Consider the following 14,019-nt stretch of genomic DNA (forward strand, 5'->3'; position numbering starts at 1 on the left):
AAGACCAAGAGCCCTAGCCCTTGTACCCCATGGCCACCACAAATTTTTCCGAACTGTCTGACCGCGACGATGGCGGTTTGACGTTGGCGACCTTGGTGAATTTGTTCTTGAGCAGTTTTTGCAGCTCCCCCTCTGCGCCGCCGGCCAGAACCTTGGCGACAAAGGTGCCGCCTTCTTGCAGAACATCAAAGGCAAAATAGGCGGCAGCTTCGCACAGGGCGATAATCTTTAGGTGGTCGGTCTGTTTGTGACCCGAACTGGAGGCCGCCATATCCGACATGACCACATCGGCAGTGCCGCCCAGCCACTCCTTGACTTGATCGTCAGCGCCTTCATCCATAAAGTCGAGCTGGTGGAACTCGGCCCCCGCCATTGGCTCCATCTCCTGCAGGTCAACGCCGATGATGCGTCCCTGGGCCTTGCCGCGCTTTTCGCCCATCACATTGATGCGTTTTACGGCCACCTGAGCCCATCCACCTGGGGCACAGCCCAGATCGACAACCCGAGCACCGGGCACCAGGAAGCGATATTTGTCGTCAACTTCCATGATCTTATAGGCGGCGCGCCCGCGATAGCCTTCGGCCTGGGCGCGTTTGACATAAGGATCGTTCAGCTGACGTTGCAGCCAGCGGGTAGAGCTGAGCCGACGTCCGCGCGCAGATTTTACCTTAACCTTCAGATCCCGCTGACCACGGCCAGAGGTATTCTTGCCTGTAGGGGTTTTTCCGTTCGGCGTTTTTGCCATCATCGTCACCGTTTTGCCGCAGCCTCCAAACCGGAGGGCAGGGCGTGAATTACATTTACGTGCCTCAGAAGGGCCCGTCTTCCAGTACACCATCTGCGCTCATCTGCGCATAAAGCAGGCCTTCGCGCAGACCGCGATCCGCCACCGACAGCCGATCCGTGGGCCAGCACCGAAGCAGCGCCTGCAAAATGGCCGAGCCAGACATGATCAGGGCCTGACGGTCTTCGCCAATTCGGGGGTCACGACGACGTCCCTGCGGCCCAAGATCCAGATAGCCCCGGATCACCTTGTCGATCTGGTCGCTGGTCATCCGCAACCCGTCCACTTTGGTGCGATCGTAGCGCTTTAACCCAAGATGGGAGGCAGCAACAGTGGTCACCGTACCCGAGGTGCCAACAATCTGAAAGCCGTCGCGGGCCTGCTCATCCTTATAGGGGGCGAAATCGGCCAGGTGTTCTTCGAAATACCAGCTCATCAGGGCAAAGCGGGCGGAATCATCTTCTACGTCGTTGAACTGATCCCGCAGCGTGGCCACCCCAAGCGGGACAGAAATCCAATCCACGACCTTGGCCGACGGAAAAGGGCTGTGGGCAGGGTGAAACCCGGCATGCAGCCGCATGATGGCGGCCGGGCGATCACGCTTTGGCACAGAAGACAGATCAATCCAGACCAGTTCAGTCGAGCCGCCGCCGATATCCACCACCAGTAGCTGCTCAGTCTTGGTCGACACCAAAGGCGCGCAGGAAATCACCGCCAAGCGGGCCTCTTCTTCGGGCTGGATAATTTCCAGCAGCAGCCCGGTTTCCCGTTTCACCTGCCGGATGAACTCGCGCGCGTTTTTGGCACGCCGACAGGCTTCGGTGGTAACCAGTCGCATGCGCTTGACGCGGTTGCGTTTGAGTTTTTGCTGGCAGATCCGCAGCGCTTGAATAGTACGAGACATGGACGAACGGGACAGGCGTCCGGTTCGTTCAAGCCCTGTGCCTAATTGCACAGACTTGGAAAAGCTATCCACCACATGAAAGCCGCTGCCCTTTGGCTGGGCAATCAGCATGCGGCAACTGTTTGTGCCAAGATCCAGAGCCGCATAAAGCGCATCAGAATCCGGACGGGCTGGTACAGGGGTTTCAACCACCTTGGGAAACGCGCCCGCACCTTTGGAACGCCTGGGCGTCATGATTCACGCCCTCCGATTATCGTGTTACCCCTAGACTATGGAGCCAGGCCCTGCTGCGCAAGGGCATCTGGCCGCTATAACCCCCGGCATACAGGGGACGGGGTCGGGGGCTGACTACAAAGGTTGCGACAAACTCATATGTTTGATGAGTATTTTGACACTGCCCAGCTGTGGCCAGCGCCGGGGCAGCTTTGTATTCAAGAGAGAGGAAAAACGTCGCTCAAAACCCAAGTGGTGTCGAAATCCGGCGTACTCGGTGAAACGGGACGCACTAAAACAACACAACAGACGTCTCAGGAGTACAGGCTATGGTGGATGTTACGATCGTATACTGGCGCGATATCCCCGCGCAGGTCATTGTGGGCAAGGGGCGCCGCGGTTCAAAGCGCCAATTGGAAGAACGGTTTGAACAGGCAATTGACCGGGCTGCGATGAAGGTCAACGCCAAAGATAGCGATGCCTACCTGGCAGAATGGCGCAAAGCAGCGCCCTATGCCCTGGAAGGTGATGCTGGCGAGGTTGCCGAGGCTGAGGCCAAACGTTTGGAAGCGGAATACGATCAGGATCGTCTTAAGACCCTGATTGCAAATGACGGATGGGCGTGAGCCTGACACCACTATGGGAGGCCGTGATGGCTTTGTTGAACTTCAAAAAACGCGACCCTGGCGCCGACCAGCCTGTCAGCCCTGAAATGGAGGCCTTTCTCAAGGGGTATTCCATCGAAGTAATGCCGCGCACAGCCACCAAGGTTGAGGATTTCCGCGCCCTGTTGCCTGCGGGAACCCGTGTCTATATCGCCCATATCGATGGCACGCCCATTGAGGACATGGTTGCCACCGCCAAACGCATTGCCGAAGAAGGCTTTGATGTCATGCCGCATTTCCCGGCGCGCATCATCAAGGATGAGGCCACCCTGGCTGACTGGATCTCCCGCTACCAGGGCGAAGCTGGCGTCAAGCAGGCGCTATTGCTGGCCGGCGGCGTTGCCGAGCCCAAAGGCGATTTCCATTCCTCGATGCAGCTGCTGGAAACCGGGTTGTTTGACAAGGCGGGCTTTACCCATCTGAACGTCGCGGGCCACCCGGAACCCAACCTCGACATTGATCCCAAAGGCGGTCGTGCAAACACCTATGCGGCGCTGGACTGGAAACAGGAATTCTCCAAGCGTACCGACGCCGAGATGGCCCTGGCCACACAGTTCTGCTTTGAAGCACAGCCGGTCATTGACTGGGTCAATGAGCTGAGCGCGCGCGGCATGAACCTGCCGGTCCATATTGGCATCGCCGGTCCTGCCAAGCTGCAGACCATGATCAAATTTGCCATCGCATGCGGCGTCGGTCCCTCATTGAAAGTGCTGCAAAAGCGCGCCAAAGATGTTACCAAGCTGCTGCTGCCCCATGAACCCGGTGAAGTTTTGGCGGATCTGGCAGCCCACAAGGCCGCCAACCCGGATTTCAACATCACCAAAGTTCACTTTTTCCCACTTGGCGGCATCAAGACCAACGCCACCTGGGCCATCAACAACGGCGGCGCATCTGCGCAGCCCGTCAACCCGCAAGGATAAACAATGACCCGTACGGTTATCGAATCTAAAACAAAAACAGCCGTTATGGGCTTTGACGAGCCCTTCTGTGTTATTGGCGAGCGGATCAATCCCACCGGGCGCAAAAAACTGGCAGCAGAACTGGAAGCCGGTGATTTCTCCACGGTTGAAAAAGATGCTGTGGCGCAGGTGCTGGCTGGCGCAACCGTGCTCGATATCAATGCGGGTGTTGTCTATAACTCCAACCCCAATCCCAATGAGACAGAGCCGCCACTGATGCGGAAAATCGTTGAACTGGTTCAAGGGCTTGTTGACGTTCCTTTGTGCATCGACTCCTCGGTGCCTGGCGCGCTGGAGGCCGGTCTTGAGGTCTGCGAAGGTCGCCCGCTGCTGAACTCTGTCACCGGCGAAGAAGAGCGCCTGGAACAGATCCTGCCGCTGGTCAAGAAATACAACGTTCCTGTTGTGGCGATCTCCAACGATGACACCGGGATTTCTGAGGATCCCGATGTACGTTTTGAAGTAGCGAAAAAGATCGTGCAGCGCGCTGCCGACTTTGGCATTCCAGCCCATGACATCGTGGTTGACCCGCTGGTGATGCCAATTGGCGCCATGGGGACTGCCGGCCTGCAGGTTTTTGCTCTAGTGCGGCGCTTGCGCGAAGAGCTGGGGGTTAACACCACCTGTGGTGCCTCCAACATCTCCTTTGGCCTGCCAAACCGTCACGGCATCAACAATGCCTTCCTGCCCATGGCGATGGGTGCGGGCATGACCTCGGCGATTATGAATCCTGTAGGCCTGCCCGTGACGCAAAAAGCTCTGGCAGCCAAAAAAGAAGAAGTCGCCGCCGCTGGCATCATTCTGCCCGAAGACATGGATGATGAAACCTTTGTCACCATGTTTGGCCTGGGCTCGATGAAGCCCCGCGCAGGCAAGGAAATGGAAGCCATCCGTGCCGCCAACTTCCTGACCAACAATGACCCACACGGTGGCGAATGGATCAAGTTCAACAAGGCGCCCCTGAAAGAGGGTGAAGAAAGCCGCGGTCGCGGTGGTCGTGGTGGCGGGCGTCGCCGCCGGGGCTAAGCCATGCCAGCTGCCTAGCGACATTGGAACCAACAAATGAGGCCGGGGAAACCCGGCCTTTTCTTTTGAGCCTTGCGGGGGCGAGCCAGCAGAAAGAGTGAGCGCAGATCTGCCCACAAGAGACATGAGCAACAGGGCGACTGAGATGATTCAGCCCGGTCGGACGACTGAACCAAACAGAGCAAATTACTTGGAAGAGATCTCAGACAGCAAAAACGCCAAAATCACCCGTTTTTTAGGGTGTTAAAGGCAGTTTTTACATGCAGGGGGAATGGCGGAGAGACAGGGATTCGAACCCTGGGAACCCGTGAAGGCTCAACGGTTTTCGAGACCGCCCCGTTCGACCACTCCGGCACCTCTCCGCGGGGGTCTGGTGGAGGAGCGTTTAAGGCTGAATGCGGCCCAGTGCAAGGGGGATTTTCAACTTCTTTTCAGAATGGCATTTTTTCATTGTTTTGGCACAGTTTTCGCCTAGATTTCACCTATGAGACAGATTGCAAAACGCTTTAATCACCTGGCGCTGGCCGCCGTTACCCTTGGTTTTTTGGTGCTCCACTTGGTGCCTGCGGCACAGGCCGCTGAACGGGGGAAGGTCGCGGCTTTTCTTGAGGTGACAGGGTTTGATGTGGCGCTGGACAGTATTGCGCTTTCCGCAGGGGACGCGCCGCAGATGCTGGGGCTGTCCGCTGGGGACTTTGGCTCAAACTGGACGCGGCTGTCGCAGTCGGTGTTTGATCAGGACAAAATGCGCGAGCTGGCTCTCGATATTCTGACCGAGACCCTGGAGGATGAGGCCCTGAGCCATGCGGCCGCCTTTTATGCCAGTGACCTGGGCCAGCGCTTGGTGGTGGCTGAAAACGCCTCGCACCTGGTTGAAGAGGGGGAGATCAAACAGATCGCCGGTCAGCGTATCATTGCGGATCTTGTCAAAACCGGCAGCAGCCGTGTTGCGCTGTATCACCGGATGAGCAAGGCGATTGATGCGGCCGGGTCTGGGGTGAAGTCGATCCAGCAGATCCAATTCCGCTTTCTGATGGCCGCCAATGCCGCTGGCGTCATTGAGCTGCAATTGGATGGCGAAGGCCTGCGCGCGCTGCAGCGCGCACAGGAAGCGGAGATGCGCATTGCGCTGCGGGCCTCTAACCTTGCGGCCTCGGCCTATACCTATCAGGGCTTTAGCGAGGCGGAGGTGGAAGCCTATGTAAAGGCGCTGGAAACGCCTTTGATGCAGCAGGTCTATGAGCTGCTCAACGCGGTACAGTTTGAAATCACCGCCAACCGGTTTGAAGCTTTGGCTTTTCGTATGAAAGAGCTGGGCCAAGGGGAAGATATCTAGCCGCCAGCCCGGGTGTCTGGCGGGGTGTTGGCCGCGCGCCAAACCGTGATTTATCACCTTCTGTGGTGTGACTTGGCGACATCGACTGAGACACGGTTATAATGGGTTGACAGGGCCAGGTGTTTTCGGGCAAATGCGCCATCCCGGCTCGGATTCTCTGTGCCGGGTTCATTTTGCAATACGGCCCCCAACCGGGGCGCGCTGTTCGAGGTGGCCAATCGGCCAAAACGCCCAATAGGGGACCAAAGGACGCGGTTGATAAAGGAAACACGCATATGTTTGCGGTCCTCAAGACTGGCGGCAAGCAGTACAAAGTTCAAGCGGGCGATATCCTCCGCATTGAAAAATTGGCTGCTGATGCTGGCGAAACAATCCAGTTTGACGAAATCCTGATGCTCGGTGGCGATGCCCCCGTGGTTGGTGCTCCTTTGGTAGATGGCGCTGCTGTTAAGGCAGAAGTGATCGACCAGATCAAAGGCGAAAAGCTCATTCACTTTGTGAAGCGTCGTCGTAAGCACTCTTCCAAGCGCACCAAGGGCCACCGTCAGAAGCTGACCCTGATCAAGATCACCGAGATCCTGACCTCCGGCGCAACCAAAGCTGCCCCTAAGGCCGCCGCCAAAGCAGCGCCTAAAGCTGCGCCTGCTGCAGCCGGTTCTGACGATCTGACACAGCTGACTGGTGTAGGCCCTGCCGCCGCCAAAAAGCTGGTTGAAGCTGGTCTGACAAGCTTTGCCCAGATCGCAGCCTTGTCGGATGACGACATTGCTGGTATTGACGCGGTCAAAGTGAAACCCGAGTGGGTTGCACAGGCCAAAGATCTGGCTAAAGGCTAAGGAGAGACAGAATGGCACATAAAAAAGCTGGTGGTTCCTCCCGTAACGGCCGCGACTCAGCGGGTCGCCGCCTCGGCGTGAAACTCTATGGTGGCCAAGCGGCCATCGCAGGTAACATCATCATTCGTCAGCGCGGCACCAAGTTTTGGCCGGGTGAAGGCGTAGGTCTGGGCAAAGATCACACGATTTTTGCTGTGACTGACGGTGCTGTCACCTTCCACAAAGGCCTGAAAGGCCGCACCTTTGTATCGGTTCTCCCAGTGGCGGAGGCCGCTGAGTAAACCGAACCCACAAGGTTTTGAAAAATCAGGGGATCGGCGATAGCCGGTCCCTTTTTCTATTTGGCGCGGTTGCGTCTGTATTGTTTTGTATTGGCGCCTTGATGAACGACCAGCCGCCCCACATCTATTGGGGGTATGGCCTTGCAGGTAGCTGGTTGCGTTCAATCTGGCAAACGCGCCGTCGTTTCCGATTTCTTTGCGAAAAGGAGCAGAGATATGAGTTTGGATAATGTGAAAGATCAGCAGGTTATTGAAACCAGCCGGTTTGTGCTGCGCCCGCTACGGGAGGCCGACAGCGGCCTTATTGCCCTGTATATGGGTGATGAGCGCGTGGCCCGCATGACCCCCTCTATTCCGCATCCTATGCCCCCCGGCGCGGTTGAGGCCTATGTCTCTCGTGCTGCTGCGCGCAAACAGGAAGAGGACATCTGGGCCATCGATGGCACGCCGGATGGTGGTGAGGACCTGAAAGGGATCATCAGCCTTAAACAGATGGACCGAAACCATTCTGAGGTCAGCTTTTGGATTGCGCCCTTGTTCTGGAATACCGGGCTTGCGTCAGAGGCGGTGGAGGCCTTGGTCCAGGCGAACCCGTTGAACAATGACGCCATGTTTGCCTCTGTCTTTCAGGATAATGCGGCATCGGCGCGGGTGTTGATCCATTGCGGTTTTGACTATCTGGGCGATGCCGAGAGTTTCTCGGTCAGCCGCAATGCAAATGTGCCCACCTGGACCTATAGCCGAAAACTGTGATTGGCGCGGCTGGCGCTTTCAGGTAAGGCACGTCAAAGACAAATAGGCGGGCCCCAGTAGGGGGCTCGTTGAGCTAATCGTATTTCGGCGCAGCGCCTCGCGAAGGGGGCCGCGCAGCAAGGAGCCGCCATGAAATTTCTTGATCTGGCAAAGGTCTATATTCGCTCTGGTGGCGGCGGTAACGGCTGCGTAAGTTTTCGCCGCGAAAAATACATCGAATACGGTGGCCCGGATGGCGGCGATGGCGGCAAGGGCGGCTCGGTCTGGGCTGAGGCCGTGGATGGGCTGAACACGCTGATTGATTTTCGTTATCAGCAGCATTTCTTTGCCAACAACGGCCAGTCTGGCATGGGGCGGCAGCGCACCGGCAAGGATGGCGACGAGATCATCCTGCGGGTGCCAGTCGGCACCGAGATCCTGGACGAGGATCAGGAGACCGTGCTGGCGGATATGACCGAGATCGGCCAACGGGTTCAGCTGGCCAAGGGCGGCAACGGTGGCTTTGGCAACCTGCACTTCAAATCCTCCACCAACCAGGCGCCACGGCGCGCCAATCCCGGCCAGGAAGGCGTTGAGCGCACCATCTGGCTGCGGCTAAAGCTGATTGCGGACTCTGGTCTGCTGGGGCTGCCCAATGCGGGCAAATCCACCTTTCTAGCCTCCAGCTCCAATGCGCGGCCCAAAATTGCCGACTATCCTTTCACCACGCTTCACCCGAACCTTGGGGTGGTTGGCATTGATAACACTGAATTTGTCATGGCTGATATCCCCGGCTTGATTGCCGGCGCACATGAGGGCAAAGGCATTGGCGATCGCTTCTTGGGCCACGTAGAACGCTGCGCTGTGCTGCTGCATCTTGTGGATGGCACCTCGGATGATGTGGCCGGCGACTATCAGACCATCATTGATGAACTTGAAGCCTATGGCGGTGAGCTGGCCAAAAAGCCACGCGTGACCGCCCTGAACAAGATCGACGCCCTGGATGAGGAAGAGCGCGCCGAGGCGCTTGCTGCCCTGGAAGCGGCTGTTGGCGACAAGGTTCTGATGATGTCTGGGGTCAGCCGTGAGGGGTTGAACGAGGTTTTGCGCGCAGTGCGCGCCGAGATCGACGATGATCGCATTCGTCAAAAACCCGTCGAGGAACAAGACCCTTGGCGGCCCTGATCGACGCGCGCCGCATTGTTGTAAAAATCGGCTCAGCCCTGCTGGTGGATCGCTCCACGGGCAAGCTGCGCCTGGGCTGGCTGCACTCGCTGGCCAATGATGTGGCCTGGCTCAAGTCCAAGGGCAAGGATGTTATCCTGGTGTCGTCAGGATCTATCGCGCTGGGACGCGAAGTTCTGGGGCTGCCGCGCGCTGACCTGCCGCTGGAAAAATCACAAGCTGCGGCCGCTGTTGGGCAAATCCGTCTGGCGCGCGCCTATGAAGAGGCCCTGGCGCCCCATGGCGTAACCACCGCCCAGGTGCTGGTCACCCTAGAGGATAGCGCCGACCGACGCCGTTATTTGAACGCACGCGCCACACTGGAGACGCTGATTGGTCTGGGCGCGGTGCCCATCGTTAACGAAAATGATACCATTGCCACCGATGAAATCCGCTATGGCGATAATGATCGGTTGGCAGCGCAGGTCGCGGTGACCGTTGGGGCCGATGCGCTGGTGCTTCTGTCGGATGTGGATGGCTTCTACAGTGCCAATCCGGCGCTGGATCCCAGCGCCAAACGCTATGACACGATTGACGCGATCACCCCCGAGATCGAAGCCATGGCCGGCGATGGCGTGTCTGGCCTGTCCAAGGGCGGCATGATCACCAAGGTGCTGGCGGCAAAGATGGCGACAGCCGCAGGCTGCGCCATGGTGATCACCGAAGGATCGCCCCTGAACCCTTTGAAAACACTTATAGACGGCGCACCTTGCACCTGGTTCACCGCGCTGGATGATCCGCAGGTTGCCCGCAAGCGTTGGATCGCAGCGATGAAGCCGCGCGGCGTGGTGACCATTGATGCCGGGGCAGCGCGCGCGCTGGCAAACGGCAATAGCCTATTGCCCGCAGGGGTCTGTCATGTGGAGGGTGACTTTGGCCGGGGGGATCCCCTGGCCATCCAGAGCCCGGAGGGACGCAACCTGGGGCAGGGCTTGTCACGCTACACCGGCGATGAAGCCCGCGCCATTCAGGGGCGCAAATCTGCCGAAATCGAACAGGCCCTGGGCTATCCCGGCCGGGCTGCTTTGATCCATCGGGACGATATGGCGCTCTGATCCCTTTCCTTTTTGGGGCTGGAAACCGGCCTGTTGCTTGCCCTAATCTGGCAGCCACTGAACGGCAGCAGCCTCTCACAGACAAGGCTTAGAAGAGACCGATGACAGAGACACAAAATATTCCCGCGCTGATGATGGATCTTGGCATTCGCGCAAAGCGCGCAGCGCAAACCCTGGCAACAGCCAGTGGTGAACGCAAACATGCCGCCCTGATCGGCGCCGCCGATGCCGTCTGGGCGCGCCGCAGCGAGATCATAGCCGCCAACGCCAAAGACCTTGATTATGGCACCTCCAAGGGCCTGTCGCCCGCAATGATGGACAGGTTGATGCTGGATGAGCCCCGCATTCAATCCATTGTCGACGGGCTGCGCGCAGTGGCGGAACAACCTGACCCCGTGGGCGAGGTGCTGGCAGAATGGGAGCAGCCCTCGGGGCTGAATATCCAAAGGGTAAGAACGCCGCTTGGCGTTATCGGCGTGATCTATGAAAGCCGCCCCAATGTCACGGCGGATGCCGGGGCACTGTGCCTGAAATCCGGCAATGCGGTGATCCTGCGCGGCGGGTCGGAGAGCTTTCATTCCAGCCAGGTCATTCATTCCTGTCTGGCCGAAGGCCTGCGCGGCGCAAACCTGCCCGAGGATGCGGTCCAACTGGTGCCAACCCGGGACCGCGCAGCGGTGCAAGAGCTGCTGACCATGACAGAATATGTCGACGTCATCGTGCCCCGTGGCGGCAAGGGCCTGGTGGGATTGGTGCAGCGCGAGGCGCGGGTGCCGGTTTTTGCCCACCTTGAGGGCATCGTGCATATCTACCTGGATAAATCTGCCGACCCTAAAAAGGCGCTCGACGTGGTGCTAAACGCCAAAACCCGTCGCACCGGGATTTGTGGTGCCGCGGAATGCCTGCTGATCCACCGGGATATCGTCGATACAATTGGCCGCGACGTGCTGACCGCACTGGCGGCAGCCGGGGTGGAGATCCACGCGGCTGGCGGCCTGGTTGGCCCCGAGAGCATGGCGCCCGCAGAGGAGGCAGACTGGGGCAAAGAGTTCCTGGATAAGGTTATTGCCGCAAAGCCCGTGGCGGATATCGAGGATGCGATCGCGCATATCCGCAAATATCACTCGCAGCATACTGATTGCATCATTACCGAGGATGAAGCTGCCGTAACTCAGTTTTTTGCTGAGCTCGATAGTGCAATCCTGATGCATAATGCCTCGACCCAGTTTGCCGATGGTGGTGAATTTGGCATGGGGGCGGAGATTGGTATTGCCACCGGCAAGATGCATGCCCGTGGCCCCGTCGGCGCTGCCCAGTTGACCAGCTTTAAATACCTGGTGCGTGGCGACGGCACAGTGCGGGCCTAGGATTCCAGGGTATCTAGATCGCCCAATACCTAGTTGAAATTGCAATAAAAAAGCCCCCGATCAGATGATAGGGGGCTTTTGCTATGATCATTTTTGTCAGGGTCTGACAGCAGGTTTTTTAAAACCAGACTGTGACTTTCTCGTCTGTATGGTCAAAGCCCAGCTGACATTCTGCCTCTGTCGCCGCCGCCGGCAGCATGGCGAATTGCACCTGCGCCGGGGTCAAGCTGGCCGAGGTGTCGCTATCGTCGAGATAGCCCCAAAGTGATGCGTCAACAGCGACCTTGCGGCCTTCGCCCGCCACCGTCCATTTCCCATCTGTGCAGGTCATGGTGATCATTCCGCCATAGGGCAGGGCGGTTTCCAGGCACAGCGCTGCCAGAAAGGCCATACGTACGGCGCTGCGGCTGCACCCGTCGGCGTAATCCCATTGGAACTTTAGGCGGCCAGCCTTGCTGATGTCATCCAGAACCGAGACGATCTCTGCCCGGCCCATCTGCTGATCGCCCGCAGCGCCAAAGGCAATGCGGAAAAACCGGATGCGCGCATTGGCATTCAACACACTGTCGGAAATCAGCTCAAGCTCCGGTCCGGCCATAGCACCGGACATTGCCAGCAGTTCCAATCCGTTGTTGATAGCGCCGACGGGGCTGATCAAATCGTGACAAATTCTGGACCCTATCAAAGCGGCCAAATTGGCGGTATCTACGGCCATATCTTTCCTCCGAATTGGGCCCATCACATGATCGACCTCAATGCCTTCCTTGCCCCCGGCATGCGCGTTACGCACCCGGATCATCCTGAATGGGGACCTGGAGAAGTCCAATCCAATGCAGGTGGCAAAATTACTGTCAATTTCCCGGACCAGGGAAAATTGGTCTTTGACGGGACGCGTGTTCCCTTGATTCTAGTGAATGAGGCTTAACGGTTTATGAATAGTTAAGAAACCCCGGAGAGTTTTACGAAAACCTTGCCTATTGCACCCTTAGCGGTCTATCAGCGCCGCAAACTGATCTAGGAAAGCCCTGGTACATGGCTGAAACCCAAACTGAATTCACTGTTTCGCTGGCCACAACCGACGCAGACCTGCGCGCGGCCCAGGCGCTTCGCTATGAGGTCTTTGTCAGCGAAATGGGCGCTGACGGCGCCCTGGTAGATCATCGCGAAGGGCTGGAGAAAGACACGTTTGATGCCTTTTGTGATCATATGATCATTCGTGAGACCGCAACAGACCGGGTGGTCGGGGTGTACCGCTTGATGCGCGCGGACCAGGCGGTCAACGCCGGAGGGTTCTATTCAGAGGCCGAATACGATCTGAGCCCACTGACCCGCTCTGGGCGGCGCTTGCTGGAACTGGGCCGGTCTTGCCTACATCCAGAGTTTCGCGGTGGCAAAGCCCTGTTTTATCTTTGGGTGGGTCTCAATGCCTATGTGTCTGAGCACGATATTGAAATCCTGTTTGGGACTGCCAGTTTTGCCGGCACCGATCTGAACGCGCTTTCCGGGCCATTGTCGGTGCTGAACCGGGACTACCTGGCGCCACCGCCCCTGCGGTGCAAATCCCGCAGCTATCAGCCGATGGACCTTCTGGAGGCCAGCGCAGTAGACCGCAAGCGCGCCATGGTGGAGTGCCCGGCCTTGATCAAGGCCTATCTGCGCCTGGGCGGCACCGTGGGAGATGGTGCCTTTGTAGACCACGGGTTTAACACCACCGATGTGCTTATGATCCTGGATACCGCTCGTATGACTGAACGACAAAAGCGGTTCTACAGCACTCCGAAGGCCCGGGCTTAACAAGATGTCTGCGACCTGGAATGAAGGCGAGCCCCCGGAGCCGCTGCGGATCTCGCCCTCTGGCTGGGGGCTGATCCTACTGCGCGCCAGTGTGCTGGGAACCTTAGTGTTTGGCGGATTAATAATCCTGCTCTTGATACGTCTGGTCGAGCGGCCGCTCTGTGGACTGCACCGGCCTGTCACTCCCTTTATTACGCAGTTTGTCTGTCGCAATGCCTTTCGTATTCTGGGGATCGGCTTTACGGCCCATGGCACCCTGATGAACCATCGCGGTGCCGTGGTGGCCAATCACACCTCCTGGTTGGATATTTTTGCGCTTAACGCCAAAAAACGCATCTATTTTGTGTCCAAGGCTGAGGTCGCCGCCTGGCCCGGCATTGGCTGGCTGGCCCGTGCCACTGGAACGGTCTTTATCGAACGCAACCGCGCCCGCGCCAAAGAGCAAACCGAACTGTTTGAGGCACGGCTGATGGCAGGACATAAGCTGCTGTTTTTTCCCGAAGGCACCTCCACCGATGGGCTCCGGGTTTTGCCCTTTAAAACAACGCTTTTTGCGGCGTTTTTTGGGGAACACCTGCGGGACATTTGCTACATCCAACCGGTATCTGCAGTGTTCCATGCGCCCAAAGAGGCAGAAGAGCGGTTCTATGGCTGGTGGGGCGATATGGAGTTCGGACCGCACCTGCTGAAAACCCTGGCCTCGCGGCGCCAAGGACGGGTTGAGCTGACCTACCACGCGCCGCTGAAGGTCAGTGATTTTGCCAATCGCAAGGCCCTGGCGGCGGAATGTGAACGCATCGTGCGACAGGGACATGCGAAGATGCGCAAATAGCCCTTGCACAG

General features: G+C 58.1%; 16 protein-coding genes and 1 tRNA gene. 13 read left to right on the forward strand and 4 right to left on the reverse strand.

Features of this window, described 5'->3' with window-relative positions:
- Positions 1-13: 13 nt before the first annotated feature.
- A complete protein-coding gene (locus tag JZI28_RS08965; protein ID WP_375699903.1) occupies positions 14-745 on the reverse strand; it encodes an RlmE family RNA methyltransferase in 732 nt (243 codons plus the stop codon).
- A 64-nt stretch (positions 746-809) separates the two neighbouring features.
- Positions 810-1,922 carry a Ppx/GppA phosphatase family protein gene (locus JZI28_RS08970; protein ID WP_295451777.1) on the reverse strand — a complete coding sequence of 371 codons (1,113 nt, stop codon included), beginning with the start codon at positions 1,920-1,922 and terminating at the stop codon, positions 810-812.
- Between the two features lie 308 nt (positions 1,923-2,230).
- Here JZI28_RS08970 and JZI28_RS08975 point away from each other — a divergent pair, with 308 nt between their 5' ends.
- The 3 genes from JZI28_RS08975 to JZI28_RS08985 are packed head-to-tail and all read left to right on the forward strand — an operon-like array spanning position 2,231 to position 4,551.
- Positions 2,231-2,527 (forward strand): virulence factor, encoded by a 297-nt coding sequence (locus JZI28_RS08975; protein ID WP_295451775.1) that lies wholly within the window; start codon positions 2,231-2,233, stop codon positions 2,525-2,527.
- Between the two features lie 26 nt (positions 2,528-2,553).
- Entirely contained in the window at positions 2,554-3,486 is a 933-nt protein-coding gene (locus JZI28_RS08980) for a methylenetetrahydrofolate reductase (RefSeq protein ID WP_295452071.1), read from the forward strand.
- Between the two features lie 3 nt (positions 3,487-3,489).
- Positions 3,490-4,551 (forward strand): methyltetrahydrofolate cobalamin methyltransferase, encoded by a 1,062-nt coding sequence (locus tag JZI28_RS08985; protein WP_295451772.1) that lies wholly within the window; start codon positions 3,490-3,492, stop codon positions 4,549-4,551.
- A 272-nt stretch (positions 4,552-4,823) separates the two neighbouring features.
- Here JZI28_RS08985 and JZI28_RS08990 read toward each other — a convergent pair.
- Positions 4,824-4,913 (reverse strand) — tRNA-Ser (locus tag JZI28_RS08990).
- 122 nt (positions 4,914-5,035) lie between these two features.
- Between JZI28_RS08990 and JZI28_RS08995 the strand changes: the two genes are divergently transcribed.
- From JZI28_RS08995 to JZI28_RS09025, 7 genes are all read left to right on the forward strand, one after another.
- On the forward strand, positions 5,036-5,887 hold the full coding sequence (locus tag JZI28_RS08995; RefSeq protein WP_375699904.1) for a DUF2059 domain-containing protein: 852 nt from the start codon (positions 5,036-5,038) through the stop codon (positions 5,885-5,887).
- A 275-nt stretch (positions 5,888-6,162) separates the two neighbouring features.
- On the forward strand, positions 6,163-6,723 hold the full coding sequence (gene rplU, locus JZI28_RS09000) for a 50S ribosomal protein L21 (RefSeq protein ID WP_295451764.1): 561 nt from the start codon (positions 6,163-6,165) through the stop codon (positions 6,721-6,723).
- Positions 6,724-6,734: 11 nt separating this feature from the next.
- On the forward strand, positions 6,735-7,004 hold the full coding sequence (gene rpmA, locus JZI28_RS09005; RefSeq protein WP_122073771.1) for a 50S ribosomal protein L27: 270 nt from the start codon (positions 6,735-6,737) through the stop codon (positions 7,002-7,004).
- A gap of 216 nt (positions 7,005-7,220) precedes the next feature.
- Positions 7,221-7,757: a GNAT family N-acetyltransferase gene (locus JZI28_RS09010; protein ID WP_295451761.1), complete on the forward strand. Its 537-nt coding sequence runs from the start codon at positions 7,221-7,223 to the stop codon at positions 7,755-7,757.
- Positions 7,758-7,886: 129 nt separating this feature from the next.
- Entirely contained in the window at positions 7,887-8,921 is a 1,035-nt protein-coding gene (gene obgE, locus JZI28_RS09015; RefSeq protein WP_295451759.1) for a GTPase ObgE, read from the forward strand.
- Positions 8,909-10,015 (forward strand): glutamate 5-kinase, encoded by a 1,107-nt coding sequence (gene proB, locus JZI28_RS09020; RefSeq protein WP_375699905.1) that lies wholly within the window; start codon positions 8,909-8,911, stop codon positions 10,013-10,015. The genes obgE and proB overlap by 13 nt, the downstream gene beginning before the upstream one ends.
- Before the next feature lie 101 nt (positions 10,016-10,116).
- A complete protein-coding gene (locus JZI28_RS09025) occupies positions 10,117-11,382 on the forward strand; it encodes a glutamate-5-semialdehyde dehydrogenase (protein ID WP_295451753.1) in 1,266 nt (421 codons plus the stop codon).
- A 118-nt stretch (positions 11,383-11,500) separates the two neighbouring features.
- Here the strand turns inward: JZI28_RS09025 and JZI28_RS09030 are convergent, their stop codons facing one another.
- Positions 11,501-12,097: a histidine phosphotransferase family protein gene (locus JZI28_RS09030; RefSeq protein WP_348154047.1), complete on the reverse strand. Its 597-nt coding sequence runs from the start codon at positions 12,095-12,097 to the stop codon at positions 11,501-11,503.
- Between the two features lie 27 nt (positions 12,098-12,124).
- Here JZI28_RS09030 and JZI28_RS09035 point away from each other — a divergent pair, with 27 nt between their 5' ends.
- From JZI28_RS09035 to JZI28_RS09045, 3 genes are all read left to right on the forward strand, one after another.
- Positions 12,125-12,307 carry a DUF3553 domain-containing protein gene (locus JZI28_RS09035; protein ID WP_295451749.1) on the forward strand — a complete coding sequence of 61 codons (183 nt, stop codon included), beginning with the start codon at positions 12,125-12,127 and terminating at the stop codon, positions 12,305-12,307.
- A gap of 107 nt (positions 12,308-12,414) precedes the next feature.
- The gene (locus tag JZI28_RS09040) at positions 12,415-13,176 is read left to right on the forward strand and encodes a GNAT family N-acetyltransferase (protein WP_295451747.1); all 762 of its coding nucleotides are present in this window, start codon (positions 12,415-12,417) and stop codon (positions 13,174-13,176) included.
- 4 nt (positions 13,177-13,180) lie between these two features.
- Positions 13,181-14,008, forward strand: a complete 828-nt coding sequence (locus tag JZI28_RS09045) for a lysophospholipid acyltransferase family protein (RefSeq protein WP_375699906.1) — start codon at positions 13,181-13,183, stop codon at positions 14,006-14,008.
- Positions 14,009-14,019: the final 11 nt, after the last annotated feature.

It is taken from the genome of Pseudophaeobacter sp. TrK17 (genome assembly GCF_042192375.1).
Lineage (GTDB): Bacteria > Pseudomonadota > Alphaproteobacteria > Rhodobacterales > Rhodobacteraceae > Pseudophaeobacter.